Below are 18,406 nucleotides of genomic sequence, written 5' to 3' on the forward strand. Positions count from 1 at the left end.
CGAGACCCTCTTGCCCATCCTCAGTTCACCACCCGCAGGTGCCGGATCGGGGGCCCCGGAGCGATGGCTTCGGCCGCGGAAATGATCCCTTGCGCATCGATGCCGAAGTGGCGGTAGAGATCGGCGACGGTGCCGGTCTGGCCGAAATGTTCGACACCGAGGGAGCGGGTCCTGTGCCCTTCCACCGAGCCCAGCCAGGCGAGCGTTGCCGGATGTCCGTCGATAACGGTCAGGAGCGCGCAGTTGCGCGGAACATCGGCCAGCAGCCGCTCCACATGGCTGCGCGCCTGTGCCTCTCCCTGTTCCCGCGCGCGTTGGGCGGCGCTCCATCCGGCGTTGAGCCGGTCGGCGGAGGTGATGGCGAGCAGTCCGATGTCGCGGCGGTCTTCGCTCATCAGGCCGACGGCTTCGATCGCCTCGGGAGCGACGGCGCCTGTGTAGCAGACGACGACCTGCGCGTTGGGGCCTGGGCGACGCAGCCAATAGGCGCCATCGATCATGTCCTGTGAAAGCTCTGGTGTCATGGTGCGTTGCGGCTGTTCCACCATGCGTGTCGAGAGCCTCAGGTAGACCGAGCCGCCGCTGTCGTCGCGCAGCCAATTGCCTGCCGCCGGCTCCTCACCGCCGGAGCGCTGCATGTAGTCGAAGCCCCAGCGCATGATGACCGCGAGCTCATCGACGAAGGCCGGTTCGAAGGCGGCCAGACCGTCTTGCCCCATGCCGATGAGCGGCGTCGCGATGGATTGATGCGCGCCGCCCTCCGGCGCCAGTGTCACTCCAGAAGGCGTCGCGACCAACAGGAACCGGGCATCCTGATAGCAGGCGTAATTGAGAGCATCGAGGCCGCGCTCGATGAAGGGATCATAGAGGGTCCCGACCGGCAGCAGCCGCTCGCCGAAGAGGGAGTGCGAGAGCCCCAGCGCCGACAGCATGAGAAAGAGGTTCATCTCGGCGATGCCCAGCTCCATATGCTGGCCTTGCGGCGAGAAGTTCCAGTTGTAGGTCGAGGGAATACGCTCCTTCCTGAAGAGATCCGCCATCTCCTCGCGTGCAAAGAGGCCCCTCCGGTTGACCCAGGCACCGAGGTTCGTCGAGACGGTCACATCCGGCGAGGCTGTGACGATGCGCCTGGCGAACTCCGTGTCACTTTTGGCGATCTCGTGCATGACGAGCCCGAAACCCGCCTGTGTCGACATCGCAGGCTGGAGTGACACATCCAGCGACACCGGAACGGTGACAGGTTTCGCCTCGTAGCGCCGGCGGCCGCGGCTGATGAAGGGAGCGGATGCGATCGCCGCGCGAAGATCGTCCTCCGGCAGGCCAAGGCCTTCGAATTCATCCCACTCGTGGCCCTCACGCACATTCATGGCCTGCCGCAGGACGTCGATCTGGGACGGGGTCATCAGCCCGGCATGATTGTCCTTGTGGCCGGCGAGGGGCAGGCCGAAGCCCTTGATGGTATAGGCGATGAAGCAAACCGGTCGATCATGTTGGCGCGCCTCCTCGAAGGCCTTGAGAAGCGATGGCATGTCGTGGCCACCGAGATTGCTCATCAGGCGGGCGAGCTCTTCATCCGAGCGTCGTTCGATCAGGGCCGTCACGAGGCCTTGGTCGCCGAGATCATCCAGCAGGCGCTTCCGCCAGGCTGCACCGCCCTGGAAGGTGAGCGCTGAATAGAGCTGATTCGGGCAGGCCTCGATCCAGCCTCGCAGGGCCTCACCTCCTGGTTCGGCGAAGGCGGCCTCCATCAGTGCGCCATGCTTCAGGATCACCACGTCCCAGCCGAAGTTGCGGAAGATCGCCTCGAAGCGCGACCAGAGACCGTCACGCACCACCGCGTCCAGGCTCTGCCTGTTGTAGTCGACGATCCACCAGGTGTTGCGCAGCCCGTGCTTCCAGCCTTCCATCAGGGCTTCGAAGATATTGCCCTCGTCCATCTCGGCATCGCCGATCAGCGCCACCATCCGGCCTTCCGGCCGGTCGGCAGCCATGTTCTTGGCCCGGATGTAGTCCTGCACCAAGGAGGAGAACAGCGTCTGCGCGACCCCCAGCCCGACCGATCCGGTGGAGAAATCCACATCGTCGGCATCCTTGGTGCGTGAGGGATAGGATTGGGCGCCACCATAGGCGCGAAACCCTTCCAGCTTGGCGCGGCTCTGCTGCCCGAAGAGGTATTGGATGGCGTGGAAGATCGGGCCTGCGTGCGGCTTGACGGCGACCCTGTCCTCAGGTTTGAGCACCGCGAAATAAAGCGCGGTCATGATCGCCGCCAGGGAGGCCGACGAGGCCTGATGCCCTCCAACCTTCATGCCGTCGCCATTGGGTCGGAGATGATTGGCGTGATGGATCATCCAAGTGGATAGCCAGAGCACCTTGCGCTCCAGTTCGACCAGGGCAGGAAGGCGCTTGTCCATGATGCGTTTCCCCTATCTTGTTTCCCCATCTTAGGGTTGCGCGCGCGAGAAAAGTGGCCAAAGTATTAGGTTCAACGCACATAAATTAGCTGCTGCAGCTAAAAACAGCATCTCACGAGGGAAAATATGCCAACGCAGCCGCTCGACGGCATCGACCGGCGTATACTGGTCGCCTTGCAGGGAAACGCTCGGCTGACGCTGCAGGAACTCGCGGCGCTGGTGGGATTGTCGCCATCGCCCTGTGCTCGCCGGGTGCGCCTCATGGAGGAGGCGGGCATCATCGCGGGCTATGCGGCTCTTGTCGATCAGGCGCGTGTGGGGCTGCCGATCAGCGTCTTCGCCTCGATCAAGCTGGAACGTCAGCGCGAGGAGGATCTCGATCGCTTCGCGCAAGCGGTGCGGCGTTGGCCCGAAGTGGCCGACTGCTACCTGATGACCGGCCAGCGCGACTATCTCATGAGGATCGTCGTTCAGGACATCGAGGCCTACGAGCGCTTCCTGAAGGACAAGCTCACCCGCCTCGACGGCGTTGCATCCATCGAATCAAGCTTTGCCCTCGGGCAGATCAAGCGCAGCCACATCCTTCCACTGGTCTAGCGCATTTGACCTCCAGGGCCCGAGAGACCATGGTGCGCCGTCTCTCGCCCCCGTAACCATGAGTCCCATGGCGGTCTTTTCACCCCGCATCGCTTCCGCGCTCCTGACACTGATCGTTTCCGCTCTCGGGGGCTGGATTTTCCTTCTTCTGGATTTCCCGGCGCCTTGGCTGTCCGGCGGCACATTGGCCGTTGGCATCCTGACGCTTGCGAGCCGTGGCGCCAATCCACCGGATCCGGTGGTCAATCTGGCCATGCTCCTCCTGGGAGCGTCCATGGGAGTGGGCGTGACCCCCGACGCCGTCGGTCAGGCCATGACCTGGCCGGGCAGCCTCCTGGGTCTTTTCCTCAGCGTTTTCGCCATTGTCGGCCTGTCGGCCCTCTTCCTCTGGAAGGTGGCGGGGTGGGATCGTAACACCGCGCTCTATGCCTCGATCCCCGGCGCCATGCCGGTGGTGATGATGATGGCGGCTGATTCCAATGCCAATGTTCCGCGTGTCGCCATCGCTCAGGTGCTGCGGGTCTTCATCCTTGTCGCGATCATGCCTTCGCTCGTCTCCAACATCGGAGGCGGAGCACCGGTCACGGCGCCCCTGCGCACGGGAACGCTACTGGAATTTCTCATCCTCGCGGTGCTGTGTCCGATCGGCGCCTACCTCGCCTATCGGCTTCGAGTTCCGGCGGGGGTTCTGATGGGCTCCTTCATCGTCTCGGCGGTGCTCCATGTCACGGAAGTCGCCGTGGCGCCATTGCCGCCGCTCGTGGTGGTCCTGTCGTTCATCGTGCTTGGCGCGGTGGTAGGGCGCCGCTTCTCGAACGTGAGGTTGCGGGAATTGCCGGCCATCCTCGTGCCGGCCTTCGGCGCCTTCCTGGTGGCGACAGCATCGGCGCTGGCCGCGGCGCTGGCCGTCTCGCACCTCTTGAGCCTTCCCCTGGAGCAGGTCTTCCTCGCCTATGTGCCGGGAGCGCTTGAAACCATGATCCTCATGGCCTTTGCGCTTGGCATAGATCCTGTCTACGTCGGCATCCACCAGATGGCGCGTTTCGTCGGGCTCGCACTGCTGCTGCCGCTCGTCATGAAAAGCCGAAGGAAGCTTTAGGCCGCGGCCCGGTCCTTGGTGCGCGGCAGTTCCAGCGCCGTCCAGACCTCTTCCAGCGCGTCCACCAGCGCGTCCACAAGTGCATCGTCGTGGAACGGAGTGGGGGTGATGCGCAGCCGCTCGGTGCCACGTGGCACCGTGGGATAGTTGATCGGCTGAACGTAGATCCGGTGTTTGTCGAGAAGCCGGTCCGTGGCGGCCTTGGCCTTGGCCGGGTCTCCCACCAACAGGGGCACGATATGCGTGTCGTTCGCCATCAAAGGAAGGCGCCGCGCCACGAGCGCCGCCTTGGTGGCCGCGACGCGGTCCTGCTGCGCCTTGCGCTCGATATCGCTGGTTTTCAGGTGCCTCACCGATGCCTGCGCCGCGGCGGCGATGGCCGGCGGCAGGGCGGTGGTGAAGATGAAGCCCGGCGCATAGGAGCGGATGGCATCGATCACATCGCGTTTGCCGGTCACATAGCCGCCGATCACGCCGAAGGCCTTGGCGAGGGTTCCCTCGATGACATCCACGCGGCTCATCACGCCGTCGCGCTCGGCGATGCCGCCTCCGCGCGCGCCGTACATGCCGACCGCATGGACCTCATCGAGATAGGTCATGGCGTTGTGCCGCTCGGCGAGATCGCAGATCGCGCCGATGGGCGAGACGTCGCCATCCATGGAATAGACGCTCTCGAAGGCGATGAGCTTGGCGCGGTCGCGGCCCGCCGCCTTCAGAAGCTCTTCCAGATGGTCGAGGTCATTGTGCCGGAAGATCACCTTCTCGCAGCCGGAATGGCGCGTGCCGGCAATCATCGATGCATGGTTCAGCTCATCCGAGAGGATGAGGCAGTCAGGCAAGAGCTTGGCGATGGTCGAGATCGCCGCCTCATTGGAGACGAAGCCCGAAGTGAAGGCGAGGCCGGCTTCCTTGCCGTGAAGATCGGCCAGCTCGGCTTCCAGCATCACCAGGGGGTGATTGTTGCCGGCGATGTTGCGGGTGCCGCCGGCGCCGGCGCCCATGCGCTCGGCCGTCTCCATGAGGGCCGAGACCACCACCGGATGCTGCCCCATGCCGAGATAGTCGTTGGAGCACCACATCACCACCTCCCGCGCCGCTCCGTCGGCGTGGTGAAGGGCATGAGGGAACCGCCCCGCCAATCGTTCCAGATCGCAGAAGACACGGTAGCGGTTTTCAGTATGGAGGCGATCGATCGCCGAACGGAAATAGTGGTCGTAGGTCATCGTTTACGTTTGGCTTTTCGCGGCCCAACGTAACGCCAACGCCGTAAAATGTCGCGGAAACTTCTCAGAAGGCGACAGTGTGCCGCGTTGAGGCTGGTTATTCGGCGGCGACGGCGATCGAGGGCGAGCCGATCTGGGCGTCTGCGAAGGCGCTGTCGGTAAACACCACATAACCGAGGATGCCGAAGGCGACCAGCAGGGTCGTGCCGAGGAGGCTGCCCATGGAAAGGAGGAGAAGATTGCTTTGGCGGGTCATCCGACCACTCCGTCAAGAATGCCAGGCGGCTTTCCGGTTTGAACAGAAAGGCTACGCATAAAGTTCCGCAAAGCCCGTTTTGGCGGTGCGCTTTTAGAACTCCCGCCGCGACGAAGCGGCCGGTTTTTACGATGCGGCTGGTAAACAAATCAATGCAGCGAAGGCGGGTTTTCGATCTTTCCCGAGACTGTTGTGAATCTGCCACCAGCCATAAAAGTGTCGATTTTCATGGGTGCTTGAAGACCAACTGTGAAATCTGCGACGCGCACTCGTGCCGCACCCTCCGGCTGCCGTTCGCGAGATCCGAGTGCATCCGTGTCCGGTTTTGACGCGCAAGCGAGGTCGTGGAACCCTCCCCTGCCGCCTTCCATTCAGCAGCCGTGGTGATCCTGACGATGCGCCTGTTGTGTGACGAGATGCTGATCGGTCTTGCGCGCTGGCTTCGCGCCGCCGGTTATGACGCCGCGACCGTTGATCCAGGAACGCGCGACGCTGACGTCGTCAGCCGTCTCGAGGAGGAGGGGCGGTTTCTCATCACCCGTGATCGCCGGCTCGCCGAAACCGCAGGCGCCGCAGCAGCCTTTCTGCTGGCCCACGATGATCTCGATCAGCAAGCGGAGTGTCTCGCCGCCATGCTTTATATCGATTGGATGCTGCGGCCCTTCTCGCGCTGTCTCGTGGATAACACGCCGCTTCGTGACGCCGGCCCGGACGAGGTGGAGAGGATGCCCCTGTCTGCCCGCGAGCTCGGCGGCCCGTTCCGCGCTTGCCCACTCTGCGGCCGGTTCTACTGGCCCGGCAGTCATGTGAAACGCATGATGACGAAGCTGCGGCAGTGGCGGCGGCCTGCCCGGTCCGGCGGCGGGCAGGAGGCCCTGAAAGGCACGGTGTGGTGATGGAAAAGAGATCTCTGCTGCTGCCCGGCCTTCCCGGCTGGCGCATGGCCGGTCCGGGCGGCTTCCGTTGGATCGGCGATGGCATGGTGGAGAGCTGGGGCGGTTCGGGCCTGTTCTGGTACGCGGCCGGGCGCTTTGACGATTTCACCCTCTGGGCTCAATGGCGCACCACCCGGCCCGAAGACAACTCAGGCGTTTTCCTTCGCGCACCCGCCCTGGACGACAGCCCGAAGCCAGCGATCGCCGGGGGCTATGAGATCCAGATCGACGACCGCGGTCTCAATCCCCGCACGGGAAGAACCGGGGATGCGCTCCATCTGACGGGTGCCATTTATGAATTAGCCCCGGCCAGGGCGCTGCTGTCGCGCGGTCTGGGCGAGTGGAATGAGTTTGAGATCATGGCCCAAGGAAGCTCTGTTACTGTCCGACTGAACGGGCAGGAGGTCAGCCGTCTCACCGGCGGATCGCGTCGCCGCTCCGGATACATTGGCCTGCAGAACCACCACGAGGGCTCCGCCGTGCAGTTCCGCAACATCTACATCAGTCCCGCCCAGCGAACCTGAAGATGACCAGATCGGCCGTTGTCGGCGGCTCGAGCGGCCCTACATCCATGTCGGTGCAAGCCAGCAGCGCCGGTCAAAAACGCCAGATCAGCGGCACGTAGAACACCGCCATGACGAAGAACCAGAGCATCAGCGGCGTGCCGAGCTTCCAGTAGCTGCTGAAGCTGTAGCCGCCCGGGCCCATCACCATCAGGTTGGTCGCGGTGGCGATCGGCGTCAGGAACGAGGCTGCGCCGGCGACGCATAGGCTCATCAGGATCGGTCGCGGCGAGACACCCATCCCGGCGGCCGCCGCCATGGCGATCGGGATCACCAGCATGGTCGTCGCCGTATTGCTCATGATCTGCCCGAGGCTCGCTGTCAGCACGAACAGTCCGGCGAGGAAGACAAGCGGGCCGGCGCCGCCCGTCAGGGCGACGAGGTGGTCGGCGACGAGCTGGGCGGCGCCGGACTGCACCATGGCGGTCGAGAGCGGCATCATCGCCCCGACGAGAATGACGGTCGTCCAATTTATGGCGCGATAGGATTGCTCGACGGAGACGATGCCGGCGAGGATCAGCATGCAAGCTGCTATGAGACCGGCGACCGCCGGCGGGACGACGCCGGTCGCCAGCAACAGCACAAGACCGATGAGCACCGTGACGGCGACGCCGGCACCAACTCCCATGGGCACGGCCTGTCGCCTGACGAGATCCGGCGAGTTGACCACCAACACATCGGGATCGTCGAGCCTGAGGTCGAGAGCCCTCCAGCTGCCCTCCAGCAGGATCGTGTCGCCGGCCTGAAGCGTGTCGCCAGGTTTGAGATCAATGCCGGCGCGCTGGACAGCCAGCACGACAAGATCGCCGCTGTCGGTGATCATGCCTGGGAACATCGCGCTGCCGATCAGCGCCGAGCGCGGCGGGATGACGACTTCGGCGAGGCCGGAATGGCGGCTGAAGAGGCTTTGCCCAGCCTCCTCATCGGCGCCGTCTCGCAGGGCAAGGTGCTGCTCGGCCGCGAGGTTCGCGACAGCCTCGGCCTCGCCCCTCACCAGGAGATAATCGCCTTCGGACACCGCCGCCGCGCGCAGCGGCATCGCCGATGCCCCGGCCTGAACGGCCATCAGCTCGAGCCGCGGATCGTTCATAAGGTTCACATCCGTCGGCGCCATGCCGACATAGGGCGAACTGGCACGGACGCGCAGCCGGAAAACTCCGTCACGGAGGCCATAGTGCTCGACGAGCGTCTGGGCATGCCGGCTGAAATCCGCGGGCAGCCGCGCATCGCTCTGCTCCGGCAGCAAGCGCCTCCCGAGCAGCAGGATGATCGCGATCGTGCCGGCAAGCAGGGGAAGGCCCACGAGCGCGAATTCGGCGAAGCCGAAGCCTTGCAGGCCGGCATCCTCGAGCGCCTCGGAGACCAAGATGTTCTTGGGCGCGCCGGTGAGCAGCAGGTTGGAGCCGGCGTGAGCCGAGAAGGCGAGCGGCATCAGGAGCTGCGAGGGGGACTGACGCAATCGGATCGAGGCCATCACCACGACGGGCATCAGCGCGGCGACCGCCCCGCCGCCGCTGATCAGGGCGGTCAGGCAGCCGGTAGCCGTCATGATGATGATCAGGAGGCGGGTGCGTCTGTTCTCGCCCGCCCTGGCGATCAGCAGTTGCCCCGCCCAGGCCGTCACGCCGGTCTTCTCGAGCGCGGCGCTGATGATGAACAGGCTGGCGATGAAGAGCACGGCACGGTCGCCGAAGCCCGCAAGCGCCTGCTCCAGCGTGACGGCGCCTGCCGCCCATAGCGCCAGCGCTGCGCCGACAGCGACCACGATCACCGGCAGCCTGTTCCAGGCGAAGAGGGCGATCGTGATGGCGGTGATGACCGCTGTGCTTTCGATCGCGCTCATGGTTCGTGTCGTCCCGTGCTGAGGAGGCTCCGGCCTTGGTCGAACCGAGGGTCAAGTGTGGTGGCGTTCGCACCAACCATTGTATCGGAGCGCCGTTCAGGTGTCGGGGCCCTGTGCTGCGGCATGGGTCAGGCTCCGACCATCCCCAGCAAACAAACAGTCGTGATGAGCTGACAATAAAATAGCGTTCGCCCTGTTGAGGGTCATCGACCACCTGTCCCACTTCTGTCCCGGGCGTCCCAATCTGCCCGAGGCGCGGCGCCGCCGCTCGTGAAGGAGGCGAACAGGCTCAGTTTTTGGGGGCCGCGTCGCCGGCAACCGGCGATGTATCTCTCCCAGATGAGCCGAAGAGTTCCGCCAGCCACAGGCTGGAGGGGTGCTGAGCGCAGAAGGTCAGGACGGCGATGGTGATCGGCACGCCGATGAAGGCCCCGAAGACGCCCCAGAGATAGCTCCAGAAGAACACCGAGAACAGGACAATGGCCGGCGAGATCGACAGCGCGTTCCCGGCCACGCGCGGCTCGATATAGCTGCCGACGATGAACTGGATCAGGTTGAGGCAGGCGAAGACCGCGATCACGGCTTGCCATGATCCGAACTGGCTGATCGCGAACACGGTCGGGAACACTGTCGCGACCAGCGGCCCGAGGAAGGGGATGTAGTTCAGTGAGAAAGCGATGAAGCCCCATTCCGCCGCGAGCGGCAGGCCGACCAGTTTGGCGAAACCCCAGACGAGAAGGCCGGTGATGACGCTCATCAAGGTTCTGACCAGCATGTAACGGCGGATCTTGCTGGCGGTGGCGGCGCTGCCCCGGAACAGGACCGCACCGGCATCGCGGTTCCGCATGGCCTGCAGCTTGCGCCCGAAATCGTCGACCTCCAGCAGCCCGAGGACCACATAGACCAGCACCACAAGCCAGAAGCTCATTGTGCTGTTGAGGCGGCCGGTGATGGTCTGCGCCGTGCGCAGCATCCAGTTGACGTTGAAGTTCTCCGACCAGACGCCCGCCAACGCGATGCCGTGTCCCTCCAGCCAGGTCGTGAGCTGGCCGTAGAAGAGCTGGAAACGCGCGGCGTCGCTGACGATCCAGCGGCCCACCCTGCCGAAGGCCCATACGATAAGCTAGCCGAAGGCTGCGAAGGCCACCACCATGATCACGATGCTGATGGCGAGCGCCAATAGCCGTGGCAGCGCGGTCTGGAGGCCCCGCTGCAGCGGCCAGACCAGGGTGATGATGAAGAGGGCGAAGGCGACAGGGGCAAAAACCGAGCTTGCCGCCGACAGGGCGGCGATCGCGATGATGGCCGCGATCAGGATCTGTGCACCTTGATGAAGCTTGCCGATGGTCATCCCCGAGTTCAATGAATAAAAACAGTATAGGGAAAGGAGAGGCGCCGGGTCTCTCCATTTATGCCGGATGCCTCACGCTTGCTGGCTAGCCGGCGGGGCTATGACGCGACGAAGGCCCGAAGCGATTGTTCCCGTTGCTGCCCAGTGCCGCTGTCAAGCTGGACGCGATATCTCCCGTCGTCTCCGGGAGGACAATGTTGACCGGTTGTGCAGAGAGCCTGGCGAGGCTCCTTTCGCGCGCCTCGGTCGGGCTGTACCCGAATTCCCGCCGGAACGCTCGGCTGAAGGTCGAGTGATCGACAAAGCCCAATGTTCCGACTGACAACTTGGCACGAGCCGCCCAGCGGGAAGCGGCGCTGCGGGCTATGTCCGAAGCGGACCGTCGCCGGGAACTGGCGGGGAACGTGAATGACCTAGATGCCGCGATGGCATTTCTGGCGTCGGACCAGGCCAAATGCGGGCAAATGGGTGAGCGGGACGTTAAGAGCTTCGTCGCCCGCATGCCGCCCGAGTTCTCGGTATCGTTCGTTTCCATGACGGCTGCCGTACTGGTCGCTTCCGACCTGTTTCGTCTGGTATCGGATCGGGCGACGATACGCTTACCCAAGACGATCTTCCAGTTCAAGAACCTGCTGATGGCAGGGACAGCCACGTCAAGGCGCGACGGCTGCCCGTACTGCGAGGGCCGGCGGATCGGTGGCGATGCAGATTTGGTTAAAGTGCACGCTAGTTAGTTGGCAGTCCACTCCCGGAGCGCCGGCTCCGCTTATGCCTACCCATACGTGTCACCGCGTTCCGATCTGACGATGTCCGCTTTAGGAGGCCGCGTCAGCTCGTCAAACGACCGGAATGGGGGCGCATCCACGCGCAGAAGCGCTGGGCTCATGACGTTCCGGGTTACGCTATGGCCCGCCGTTTTTTTCCACTTCCACGTCCTCGCCGCTCGGGTCACCAAAAAGTCCGCCCTTGTTTGTTGGCAGTGGGAGAAAGCTGGCCAAGCTACGTGCCTCCTCGGGATCGAACCCAGCGCGGCGCACCGCCGAGAAAATGCGCTCCTCGACCCAGTCGGCCCCTTCGCGCAGAAGCTCTAGCGAATCCCTGCCCTGGAAAAACCCGTCGTTCATGAGGATCGCCGGCTTCGCGACGTCGTCATCCTCCATGATCAGCAGCGACAGCTTGGGGCCACGAAACGTGCCGTCGGGCTTGATCCACGTCTCGTAAGCTCGCCATTCATATTGATGTATAACGCTGTCACGTTCCTTCCGGAGGAACTCCCAAAAGATTGCGTGCTTCTCCTTTTCGGTTCTGATCGCATGCCACTCTGCCCGTATTTCTTCGCGGATACGCGACGCGAGGCAGCTCTCGCCGTCGATCCGGAACAGATCGATGGAGGTCCTCAAGATCGTGCAGGTGCCAATCCACAGGACCTTCCATTCGGACAGCAGCGACCGCGTAGATTTCTCCAGCTTCTCTTCGAGAAGACGCACCCCCGTCCGACCATCTGAGAGGGCACGGTAAGAAGCGAGGAAATATTTCACTGGGACATGGTGGTTGGGGTACTGGCTTGGGAGGGTCATCTCGGATGGTATTAGCTTTCGAGCCGGCGGCGGATAATAGCTTTCAAGGCGGAGAGCTGCGTGGCAGGCAAGGCTTCACAGAACGTCCGCTATTAGCAACACAAAAAGCTAGAGCGAACGACCGAGACGGGGGCGCAAAGCAGCCGCTCTGCGAACCGGTCTCCATTTATGCACAACCAGTCTCGATTATAGGACGAACAACTTTCTTGGAAAAACGCGGAAGAGGTGCCTGAGACGGAGCCGCATACTCCCGGGAAATATGTCCTCTACCCGGTGCCTGCGGTGTCTCAGCGCGCCTGGATTGTCAGCTAAGTCACGCCGCTGGCGCGACAAACGTGCACGTTCGGAAATTGGCTGGCTATCGGCAGAATGAATGGTGCTGCTGGACAGGATTGAACTGTCGACCTCTCCATTACCAATGGAGTGCTCTACCACTGAGCTACAGCAGCCAAGGGCCAATCGACGTCCCGCTGGCGGGCCGCTCGAAGCGCGCGGAAACTGCCACAAGGCAACGGCTCGTGCAACACCGCTTGCACAAACTTTTTTGCCGCGCCATCAAGGCCCCATGAGCGATGATGAGAAACCAGGCCGCCAGCCCACCGAGGCCGAGCTCCGCAAGGCCCGTCTGGCGCAGCAGTTGCGCGACAATCTCAAGCGCCGGAAGGCGCAGATGCGGGCGCGGCGGCATGATGCAGGAACGAAACAGCCGGCGAAAGACGAGAACGGATGACCGGCCGCGTCCTTGTGCGGGAGACGGCGATCCGATAAGCCGCCCTATGACCCTCGGCCGACACGGCAGGAGACCGACAATATGGACCGAATCCGCATCCGTGGCGGAGCCCCGCTCAACGGCATGATTCCCATCTCCGGTGCGAAGAACGCCGCGCTGCCGCTCATGGTGGCGAGCCTGCTGACCGCCGAGACGTTGGTCCTTGAAAATGTGCCGCGTCTTGCCGATGTGGCGGCGCTGAAGCGCATCCTGTCCAATCACGGCGTTGATATCGCCATCCAGGGCAAGCGCCCCGGCGAGACGACGCTGACGGGCCAGACCCTGAAACTGACCGCCGGGACCATCATCGACACGACCGCGCCCTATGAGCTTGTCTCCACCATGCGGGCGAGCTTCTGGGTGCTGGCACCGCTGATCGCGCGCATGGGAGAGGCCCGGGTGTCGCTGCCCGGCGGCTGCGCCATCGGCACGCGGCCGGTAGACCTTCATCTCATGGCGCTGTCGCATCTTGGGGCCGCCATTGAGATCGACGCGGGCTATGTGGTGGCAAGCGCGCCCTCGGGTCTTCGCGGAGGAGAGATCCGCTTTCCCAAGGTCTCTGTCGGCGCGACGCATACCGCGCTTCTCGCCGCCGTTCTCGCCGATGGCGAGACGGTAATCGAGAACGCGGCGCGCGAGCCCGAGGTGGTCGACCTCGCCGACTGCCTGACCAAGATGGGAGCCAGGATCGAGGGCGCGGGCACCTCGACCATCACAATCAAGGGCGTGCCGGCCCTTCATGGCGCCACCCACACCGTGATCCCCGATCGTATCGAGACCGGCACCTACGCTCTCGCCGTCGCCATGGCCGGCGGCGATGTGCTGCTCGACGGTGCCCGGGCGGATCTTCTGGATTCCGCTCTCGACGTCATGCGCGCCGCCGGCGCCACGGTGGAAAACACCAATCGCGGCATCCGCGTCGCGCGCAACGGCCACGGCCTTGCACCGGTCGAGGTCACCACCGAACCATTTCCCGGCTTTCCGACCGATCTCCAGGCGCAGCTCATGGCCATCACCACTCGGGCCGGCGGCGTGTCGCGCATCACCGAAACCATCTTCGAAAACCGCTTCATGCATGTGCAGGAACTGGCGCGGCTCGGTGCCGATATTCGTCTTGATGGCCAGAATGCCTTCATCACCGGCGTCAGCAAATTGAAAGGCGCGCCCGTCATGGCGACCGACCTGCGTGCTTCGGTGTCGCTGGTCATTGCCGGCCTCGTCGCCGAGGGCGAGACGGTGGTCAACCGCATCTATCATCTGGATCGCGGCTTCGAGCAGCTGGAGATGAAGCTGGCCGCCTGCGGCGCCGAGATCGAACGTATCTCCGGCTGATCTTCCATCCGCAATCTTCCAGGGGCGCCCGTTGCACAGTGAAGGTTCGCGAACTACTTAGCCAAGGCGCTCTCTCGCCAAAACGGTTCGCCCATGCCCGATACTCCGCTTCGCCTCATGGCCTTTGATGCCGAAGACCTCGCGGTTTTCTCCGCCCATTTCCAGGACGCGATCCTCAACGTTGCCGATTTCGCCTTCCTGCCGCGCGAGAGACGTTTCGCCTTCGCGGCGGATCGGTTCGACTGGGAGGGTGCCGCGCTTGGGGAAGGCAACCGGCGTCGTCGGGCGGCGGTGCATTTCGAAGGCGTCACCAACGTCCGCTCCAGGGGCGTCGACCTCTCCCAACGCGACGGGAAGCTCAATCTGCTGGCCATCGCCTTCATGCCGGGCGATGCGCCCGCGGGCGCCATCGAGCTCCATTTCTCCGGTGACGCCTGCGTGCAACTGGATGTTGAATGCGTCGAGGCGGCCATGAAGGATCTCGGGCCCACCTGGGAATGCGAAGGCTGTCCGCAGCACCCGTTGAATGACGGAGAGGCGTGATGGTCATGCGCCTCGACGCCCGGCAGGGCGATTTCGACGCGCGCTTTGCCGACCTCCTGGCGGCAAAGCGTGAGGCCTCCGCCGACGTCGATGCCGCTGTCGCCGACATCATCGCGGCGGTCCGGGCGCGCGGCGACGATGCCCTGATCGAATATTCGGCGAGATTCGATCGGCTTGAGCTGACGCCCGAGACGCTGCGGGTGACGCCGGATGAAATAACCGCGGCGACGCTCGCCTGCGAGGCGCGCACTCTGGAGGCGCTGACGCTTGCCCGCGACCGGATCCGGTCGCACCACGCGCGGCAGATGCCGAAGGACGAGCGCTACACCGATGCCATCGGCGTCGAACTCGGCCATCGCTGGACCGCCATCGAATCCGTCGGCCTCTATGTGCCGGGCGGCACGGCGGCCTATCCGTCCTCGGTGCTCATGAACGCCGTGCCGGCAAAGGTCGCGGGCGTGCCGCGCGTGGTCATGGTGGTGCCGACGCCCGACGGCCGGTTAAATCCGCTTGTCCTTGCCGCGGCCGGTCTTGCCGGCGTGGATGAGATCTATCGCATCGGCGGCGCTCAGGCGGTGGCGGCTCTCGCCCATGGCACGGCCACCATCGCCCCGGTGGCGAAAATCGTCGGCCCCGGCAATGCCTATGTGGCGGCCGCCAAGCGGCGCGTGTTCGGCACTGTCGGCATCGATATGGTCGCCGGTCCTTCCGAAGTGGTTGTCCTCGCCGATGCCAGCGGCAATGCCGACTGGATCGCCGCCGATCTTCTGGCCCAGGCCGAGCATGACACCGCCGCGCAGTCGATCCTGGTCACCGACAGCGCCGATCTCGCCTCGGAGGTGGAAATCGCCGTGGAGCGGCAGTTGAGCCTTCTGCCGCGCAAGGAGATCGCGGGCGCAAGCTGGCGCGATCACGGGGCCATCGTGCTGGTGGAGGATCTGAAGGCGGCGGTGCCGCTGATCGACCGCCTGGCACCGGAGCACCTGGAGATCATGGCCAGCGATGATGAAGCTCTGGCCGGCATGATCCGCAACGCGGGCGCCATCTTCCTCGGCCGCCATACCCCCGAGGCCATCGGCGATTATGTCGGCGGCTCCAATCATGTGCTGCCCACGGCGCGTTCGGCGCGCTTCTCATCCGGCCTGTCCGTTCTCGACTTCGTCAAGCGCACATCGATCCTGCGTTGTGGGCCCGACCAGCTTCGCGCCATCGGTCCGGCCGCCATGGTGCTGGCCGAAACCGAAGGCCTTGCGGGCCATGGCCGTTCCGTCGCCCTCCGCATGAACCTGTGACGCCGCGATGAAACTTCGCTAGCTTGCCCGCGGACGATCAGGATCTCCCATGGCAACCGGCCCCGCCAAAGATGAAAAATGCTGCCTTGTCGCGGTGACCCTCGACAAGGACACCATCGGGCAGGGGCCGCCCGATGTGGAGCACGAGCGGCGCGTCGCCATCTATGATCTCCTGGAGAAGAACCGCTTCGTCCTGCGCGACTATGCCGATGAGGGACCCTACAACCTCCGCCTCCAGATCATCGACCGCAAACTAGTGCTCGCCGTCGACCGGCAGGATGGGGTGCCCTTGATCACGCATATCCTCTCGCTGACGCCGCTCCGGCGTATCGTGCGGGACTACTTCCTCATCTGCGAAAGCTATTATGCCGCCATCCGCACGGCGATGCCGTCGCAGATCGAAGCCATCGATGTGGGCCGAAGGGGCCTGCACGATGAAGGCTCGCATCTCCTGATCGAGCGACTGAAAGGTAAGATCGAAGTCGATTTCGAAACGGCGCGCCGGCTGTTTACGCTGATTTCCGTGCTGCTCTGGAAAGGGCAGGGCAGATGACGGATGCTGGGGCAAAGCGGCCCCAGTCGGTCCTGTTCATGTGCCGCCAGAACGCCATCAGGTCTGCCATGGCGGAAGGCCTTGCCAAACATTACTTCGGGCGCTCCCTCTATGTGCAGTCCGCCGGTGTCCTGCCTGGTGAAGCCGACGGTTTCGCCGTCGCCTGCATGGAGGAGGCGGGGCTCGATATATCCCGGCACCGGCCCAAGTCTCTGGAGGATATCGAGGACCTTGGCTTTGACCTCATCATCACGCTGGCGCCGGAAGCGCACCACAAGGCACTGGAGCTCACGCGCCACTACGCGGTTGAGGTCGAGTACTGGCCGACCCTCGACCCGACCGTGGAAACCGGCCATCGGGACCAGCGTATGGCGGCCTACAGACAGGTACGGGACATGCTAAAAAAGCGCATAATGGAACGATTTCGCTGACTCAGCGTCTGCGCCGTTCACAAAGCGGTTCAATTCGGTTAGGTTCCGCGCGATTTTCTCCCTAATCGCGAGTTCAGATGTCGAAAGAAGAACTGCTTGAATTTCCGGGCGTGATAACCGAGCTGCTGCCGAACGCAATGTTTCGCGTCAAGCTCGAGAACGATCATGAGATCATCGCCCATACCGCCGGCCGCATGCGCAAGAACCGCATCCGCGTTCTCGCCGGCGACAAGGTGCTCGTCGAAATGACGCCTTACGACCTCACCAAGGGCCGTATCACCTACCGCTTCAAGTGATGCCTGCGCGGCGAGGCTGACCTCCGCGCTACCAGGATTTTCCGTCATGATCGGCCGCCGCAAACTCGTTCTCGCCTCCGCCTCGCCACGCCGCCTGGCGCTGCTGGAGCAGGTGGGCGTGCGACCGGATCTTCTGCTGCCGGCCAGTCTCGATGAAACGCCGAAGCGCCTCGAGGCGCCCCGCAAGCTCGCCGTGCGTCTGGCCGATGCCAAGGCCGCGTCCGCCCGCGAGGCGGCCGACCTGCGCGAGGATTTCAAGGAAGCCTACGTGCTGGCGGCCGACACGGTGGTGGCCGTCGGCCGCCGCGTTCTGCCCAAGGCCGAAACGGTTGAGGAGGCGCTCGGCTGCCTTCGGCTTCTCTCCGGCCGCGCTCATCGGGTCTTTACCGGCGTGGCGCTGGCGGACCCCGGCGGCAAGCGGCGCACGCGCCTGGTGGAAACCCGTGTGCGCTTCAAGCGCCTGTCGGAGCAGGAGATCGAGGCCTACATCGCCTCCGGCGAGTGGCGCGGCAAAGCGGGCGGTTATGCCATTCAGGGCATCGCCGGCGGCTTTGTGGTGCGTCTGGTGGGCTCCTATTCCGGTGTCGTCGGACTGCCCCTGCGCGAGACGCTGGATCTTCTGGCGGGCAATGGCTTCCCGGTGCATCTCGGCTGGCTCAACCCGCTCGAAGGCGCGGCATGAGCGGAAACGAGGACCAGCGTCCCGCCCGGCCGCCGCGGCCCTGTCCCATCTGCTCGCGCATGTCGGTGGCGGCGTACCATCCCTTCTGTTCCAAGCGCTGCGCGGATGTGGACCTCAACCGATGGCTGGGGGGCGTCTATCGTATTCCCACCAACGAAAGCCCCAATGATCCACCGCCGAAAAAAGAAGATGGCGAAGACGAATGATGGGTCTGGACAGCGCCTGAAAGAAGCCGCTATAACCCGCCCGCTTCATGAGCGACACGCTCATGCGCCCAGGTAGCTCAGTTGGTAGAGCATGCGACTGAAAATCGCAGTGTCGGTGGTTCGATTCCGCCCCTGGGCACCATTTTCCCTCATCAAAATAAATTGGTTGGCTGCTGTCGGCCCGACCCGGGCGGGTGGATCGCCTGCGCGCGCTACTTCAGCGATGACTCAGTGGCTCGTAGCGCTTCGCGCGTAATCACCCGCTCCAATCCTGATTGATTCACTGCTCGTCGCCGCCGGCTAAGCGTGGATGCGGATTAGCTCTAGATGATTTGTGGTAAATACGCCTGCTCCAAGGGTCGAATTTGGATATAAAACACAATATCATAAGCAATGCTGTCCTTTTTTATTGGGCCGTTAATTGCTCCAGATGATTTGACACTC

21 protein-coding genes and 2 tRNA genes are annotated in these 18,406 nt (G+C 63.9%); 15 read left to right on the forward strand and 8 right to left on the reverse strand.

Annotated elements, in window-relative coordinates; genetic code table 11:
- Positions 1–20: 20 nt before the first annotated feature.
- On the reverse strand, positions 21–2,414 hold the full coding sequence (locus IEV58_RS02940) for a thiamine pyrophosphate-binding protein (protein ID WP_188408197.1): 2,394 nt from the start codon (positions 2,412–2,414) through the stop codon (positions 21–23).
- Positions 2,415–2,540: 126 nt separating this feature from the next.
- Here IEV58_RS02940 and IEV58_RS02945 point away from each other — a divergent pair, with 126 nt between their 5' ends.
- A complete protein-coding gene (locus tag IEV58_RS02945; RefSeq protein ID WP_188408198.1) occupies positions 2,541–3,011 on the forward strand; it encodes an Lrp/AsnC family transcriptional regulator in 471 nt (156 codons plus the stop codon).
- Positions 2,965–4,110 (forward strand): AbrB family transcriptional regulator, encoded by a 1,146-nt coding sequence (locus tag IEV58_RS02950; protein WP_371873613.1) that lies wholly within the window; start codon positions 2,965–2,967, stop codon positions 4,108–4,110. The genes IEV58_RS02945 and IEV58_RS02950 overlap by 47 nt, the downstream gene beginning before the upstream one ends.
- On the opposite strand, the gene hemA is transcribed toward IEV58_RS02950, so the two are convergent.
- Positions 4,107–5,333: a 5-aminolevulinate synthase gene (gene hemA, locus IEV58_RS02955; RefSeq protein WP_188408200.1), complete on the reverse strand. Its 1,227-nt coding sequence runs from the start codon at positions 5,331–5,333 to the stop codon at positions 4,107–4,109. The two genes, IEV58_RS02950 and hemA, sit on opposite strands and share 4 nt — an antisense overlap.
- A 97-nt stretch (positions 5,334–5,430) precedes the next feature.
- The gene (locus tag IEV58_RS02960) at positions 5,431–5,589 is read right to left on the reverse strand and encodes a hypothetical protein (RefSeq protein WP_188408201.1); all 159 of its coding nucleotides are present in this window, start codon (positions 5,587–5,589) and stop codon (positions 5,431–5,433) included.
- Positions 5,590–5,933: 344 nt separating this feature from the next.
- Between IEV58_RS02960 and IEV58_RS02965 the strand changes: the two genes are divergently transcribed.
- Together IEV58_RS02965 and IEV58_RS02970 are read left to right on the forward strand one after the other, a co-directional pair.
- Positions 5,934–6,485, forward strand: coding sequence for a Mut7-C RNAse domain-containing protein (locus IEV58_RS02965; RefSeq protein WP_229729148.1), 552 nt, complete (start codon positions 5,934–5,936; stop codon positions 6,483–6,485).
- The gene (locus IEV58_RS02970; RefSeq protein WP_188408202.1) at positions 6,485–7,048 is read left to right on the forward strand and encodes a 3-keto-disaccharide hydrolase; all 564 of its coding nucleotides are present in this window, start codon (positions 6,485–6,487) and stop codon (positions 7,046–7,048) included. The genes IEV58_RS02965 and IEV58_RS02970 overlap by 1 nt, the downstream gene beginning before the upstream one ends.
- 73 nt (positions 7,049–7,121) lie before the next feature.
- On the opposite strand, the gene IEV58_RS02975 is transcribed toward IEV58_RS02970, so the two are convergent.
- From IEV58_RS02975 to IEV58_RS18145, 3 genes are all read right to left on the reverse strand, one after another.
- The gene (locus IEV58_RS02975; RefSeq protein ID WP_188408203.1) at positions 7,122–8,930 is read right to left on the reverse strand and encodes an SLC13 family permease; all 1,809 of its coding nucleotides are present in this window, start codon (positions 8,928–8,930) and stop codon (positions 7,122–7,124) included.
- A gap of 289 nt (positions 8,931–9,219) precedes the next feature.
- A complete protein-coding gene (locus IEV58_RS02980) occupies positions 9,220–10,029 on the reverse strand; it encodes an AI-2E family transporter (RefSeq protein ID WP_229729149.1) in 810 nt (269 codons plus the stop codon).
- 24 nt (positions 10,030–10,053) lie between these two features.
- Complete coding sequence (locus IEV58_RS18145; protein ID WP_229729150.1) at positions 10,054–10,281, reverse strand: hypothetical protein; 228 nt, start codon at positions 10,279–10,281, stop codon at positions 10,054–10,056.
- A 365-nt stretch (positions 10,282–10,646) separates the two neighbouring features.
- Between IEV58_RS18145 and IEV58_RS02985 the strand changes: the two genes are divergently transcribed.
- Positions 10,647–11,015, forward strand: coding sequence for a hypothetical protein (locus IEV58_RS02985; protein ID WP_188408204.1), 369 nt, complete (start codon positions 10,647–10,649; stop codon positions 11,013–11,015).
- Positions 11,016–11,183: 168 nt separating this feature from the next.
- Here IEV58_RS02985 and IEV58_RS02990 read toward each other — a convergent pair whose 3' ends face one another.
- Positions 11,184–11,768 (reverse strand): hypothetical protein, encoded by a 585-nt coding sequence (locus IEV58_RS02990; protein WP_229729151.1) that lies wholly within the window; start codon positions 11,766–11,768, stop codon positions 11,184–11,186.
- Positions 11,769–12,232: 464 nt separating this feature from the next.
- Positions 12,233–12,307 (reverse strand) — tRNA-Thr (locus IEV58_RS02995).
- Between the two features lie 116 nt (positions 12,308–12,423).
- Between IEV58_RS02995 and IEV58_RS03000 the strand changes: the two genes are divergently transcribed.
- The 10 genes from IEV58_RS03000 to IEV58_RS03045 all read left to right on the forward strand — a co-directional run bounded on the left by IEV58_RS03000 (position 12,424) and on the right by IEV58_RS03045 (position 18,104).
- The gene (locus IEV58_RS03000) at positions 12,424–12,588 is read left to right on the forward strand and encodes a hypothetical protein (protein ID WP_188408206.1); all 165 of its coding nucleotides are present in this window, start codon (positions 12,424–12,426) and stop codon (positions 12,586–12,588) included.
- An 81-nt stretch (positions 12,589–12,669) separates the two neighbouring features.
- Positions 12,670–13,959 carry a UDP-N-acetylglucosamine 1-carboxyvinyltransferase gene (murA, locus tag IEV58_RS03005; RefSeq protein WP_188408207.1) on the forward strand — a complete coding sequence of 430 codons (1,290 nt, stop codon included), beginning with the start codon at positions 12,670–12,672 and terminating at the stop codon, positions 13,957–13,959.
- Between the two features lie 93 nt (positions 13,960–14,052).
- Positions 14,053–14,502, forward strand: coding sequence for a DUF2948 family protein (locus tag IEV58_RS03010; RefSeq protein ID WP_188408208.1), 450 nt, complete (start codon positions 14,053–14,055; stop codon positions 14,500–14,502).
- Positions 14,502–15,794 (forward strand): histidinol dehydrogenase, encoded by a 1,293-nt coding sequence (hisD, locus tag IEV58_RS03015; RefSeq protein WP_188408209.1) that lies wholly within the window; start codon positions 14,502–14,504, stop codon positions 15,792–15,794. Before IEV58_RS03010 ends, hisD begins: the two co-directional genes overlap by 1 nt.
- Before the next feature lie 49 nt (positions 15,795–15,843).
- Positions 15,844–16,347, forward strand: a complete 504-nt coding sequence (locus tag IEV58_RS03020) for a UPF0262 family protein (protein ID WP_188408210.1) — start codon at positions 15,844–15,846, stop codon at positions 16,345–16,347.
- Positions 16,344–16,778 (forward strand): arsenate-mycothiol transferase ArsC, encoded by a 435-nt coding sequence (locus IEV58_RS03025; protein ID WP_188408211.1) that lies wholly within the window; start codon positions 16,344–16,346, stop codon positions 16,776–16,778. The genes IEV58_RS03020 and IEV58_RS03025 overlap by 4 nt, the downstream gene beginning before the upstream one ends.
- A 77-nt stretch (positions 16,779–16,855) precedes the next feature.
- On the forward strand, positions 16,856–17,074 hold the full coding sequence (gene infA, locus IEV58_RS03030) for a translation initiation factor IF-1 (RefSeq protein WP_188408212.1): 219 nt from the start codon (positions 16,856–16,858) through the stop codon (positions 17,072–17,074).
- Positions 17,075–17,120: 46 nt separating this feature from the next.
- Complete coding sequence (locus IEV58_RS03035; RefSeq protein ID WP_188408213.1) at positions 17,121–17,756, forward strand: Maf-like protein; 636 nt, start codon at positions 17,121–17,123, stop codon at positions 17,754–17,756.
- Positions 17,753–17,962 carry a DNA gyrase inhibitor YacG gene (gene yacG / locus IEV58_RS03040; RefSeq protein WP_188408214.1) on the forward strand — a complete coding sequence of 70 codons (210 nt, stop codon included), beginning with the start codon at positions 17,753–17,755 and terminating at the stop codon, positions 17,960–17,962. Before IEV58_RS03035 ends, yacG begins: the two co-directional genes overlap by 4 nt.
- A 66-nt stretch (positions 17,963–18,028) precedes the next feature.
- A tRNA-Phe gene (locus IEV58_RS03045) sits at positions 18,029–18,104 on the forward strand.
- Positions 18,105–18,406: the final 302 nt, after the last annotated feature.

The sequence above is a fragment of the Agaricicola taiwanensis genome (assembly GCF_014635245.1).
GTDB lineage: Bacteria > Pseudomonadota > Alphaproteobacteria > Rhizobiales > Methylopilaceae > Agaricicola > Agaricicola taiwanensis.

Coding starts and splice junctions, on each gene's coding strand:
- IEV58_RS02940 (WP_188408197.1), bottom strand. CDS start 2,414: ATGGACAAGCGCCTTCCTGCCCTGGTCGAACTGGAGCGCAAGGTGCTC.
- IEV58_RS02945 (WP_188408198.1), top strand. CDS start 2,541: ATGCCAACGCAGCCGCTCGACGGCATCGACCGGCGTATACTGGTCGCC.
- hemA (WP_188408200.1), bottom strand. CDS start 5,333: ATGACCTACGACCACTATTTCCGTTCGGCGATCGATCGCCTCCATACT.
- IEV58_RS02960 (WP_188408201.1), bottom strand. CDS start 5,589: ATGACCCGCCAAAGCAATCTTCTCCTCCTTTCCATGGGCAGCCTCCTC.
- IEV58_RS02970 (WP_188408202.1), top strand. CDS start 6,485: ATGGAAAAGAGATCTCTGCTGCTGCCCGGCCTTCCCGGCTGGCGCATG.
- IEV58_RS02975 (WP_188408203.1), bottom strand. CDS start 8,930: ATGAGCGCGATCGAAAGCACAGCGGTCATCACCGCCATCACGATCGCC.
- IEV58_RS18145 (WP_229729150.1), bottom strand. CDS start 10,281: ATGACCATCGGCAAGCTTCATCAAGGTGCACAGATCCTGATCGCGGCC.
- IEV58_RS02985 (WP_188408204.1), top strand. CDS start 10,647: ATGTCCGAAGCGGACCGTCGCCGGGAACTGGCGGGGAACGTGAATGAC.
- IEV58_RS03000 (WP_188408206.1), top strand. CDS start 12,424: ATGAGCGATGATGAGAAACCAGGCCGCCAGCCCACCGAGGCCGAGCTC.
- murA (WP_188408207.1), top strand. CDS start 12,670: ATGGACCGAATCCGCATCCGTGGCGGAGCCCCGCTCAACGGCATGATT.
- IEV58_RS03010 (WP_188408208.1), top strand. CDS start 14,053: ATGCCCGATACTCCGCTTCGCCTCATGGCCTTTGATGCCGAAGACCTC.
- hisD (WP_188408209.1), top strand. CDS start 14,502: ATGGTCATGCGCCTCGACGCCCGGCAGGGCGATTTCGACGCGCGCTTT.
- IEV58_RS03020 (WP_188408210.1), top strand. CDS start 15,844: ATGGCAACCGGCCCCGCCAAAGATGAAAAATGCTGCCTTGTCGCGGTG.
- IEV58_RS03025 (WP_188408211.1), top strand. CDS start 16,344: ATGACGGATGCTGGGGCAAAGCGGCCCCAGTCGGTCCTGTTCATGTGC.
- infA (WP_188408212.1), top strand. CDS start 16,856: ATGTCGAAAGAAGAACTGCTTGAATTTCCGGGCGTGATAACCGAGCTG.
- IEV58_RS03035 (WP_188408213.1), top strand. CDS start 17,121: ATGATCGGCCGCCGCAAACTCGTTCTCGCCTCCGCCTCGCCACGCCGC.
- yacG (WP_188408214.1), top strand. CDS start 17,753: ATGAGCGGAAACGAGGACCAGCGTCCCGCCCGGCCGCCGCGGCCCTGT.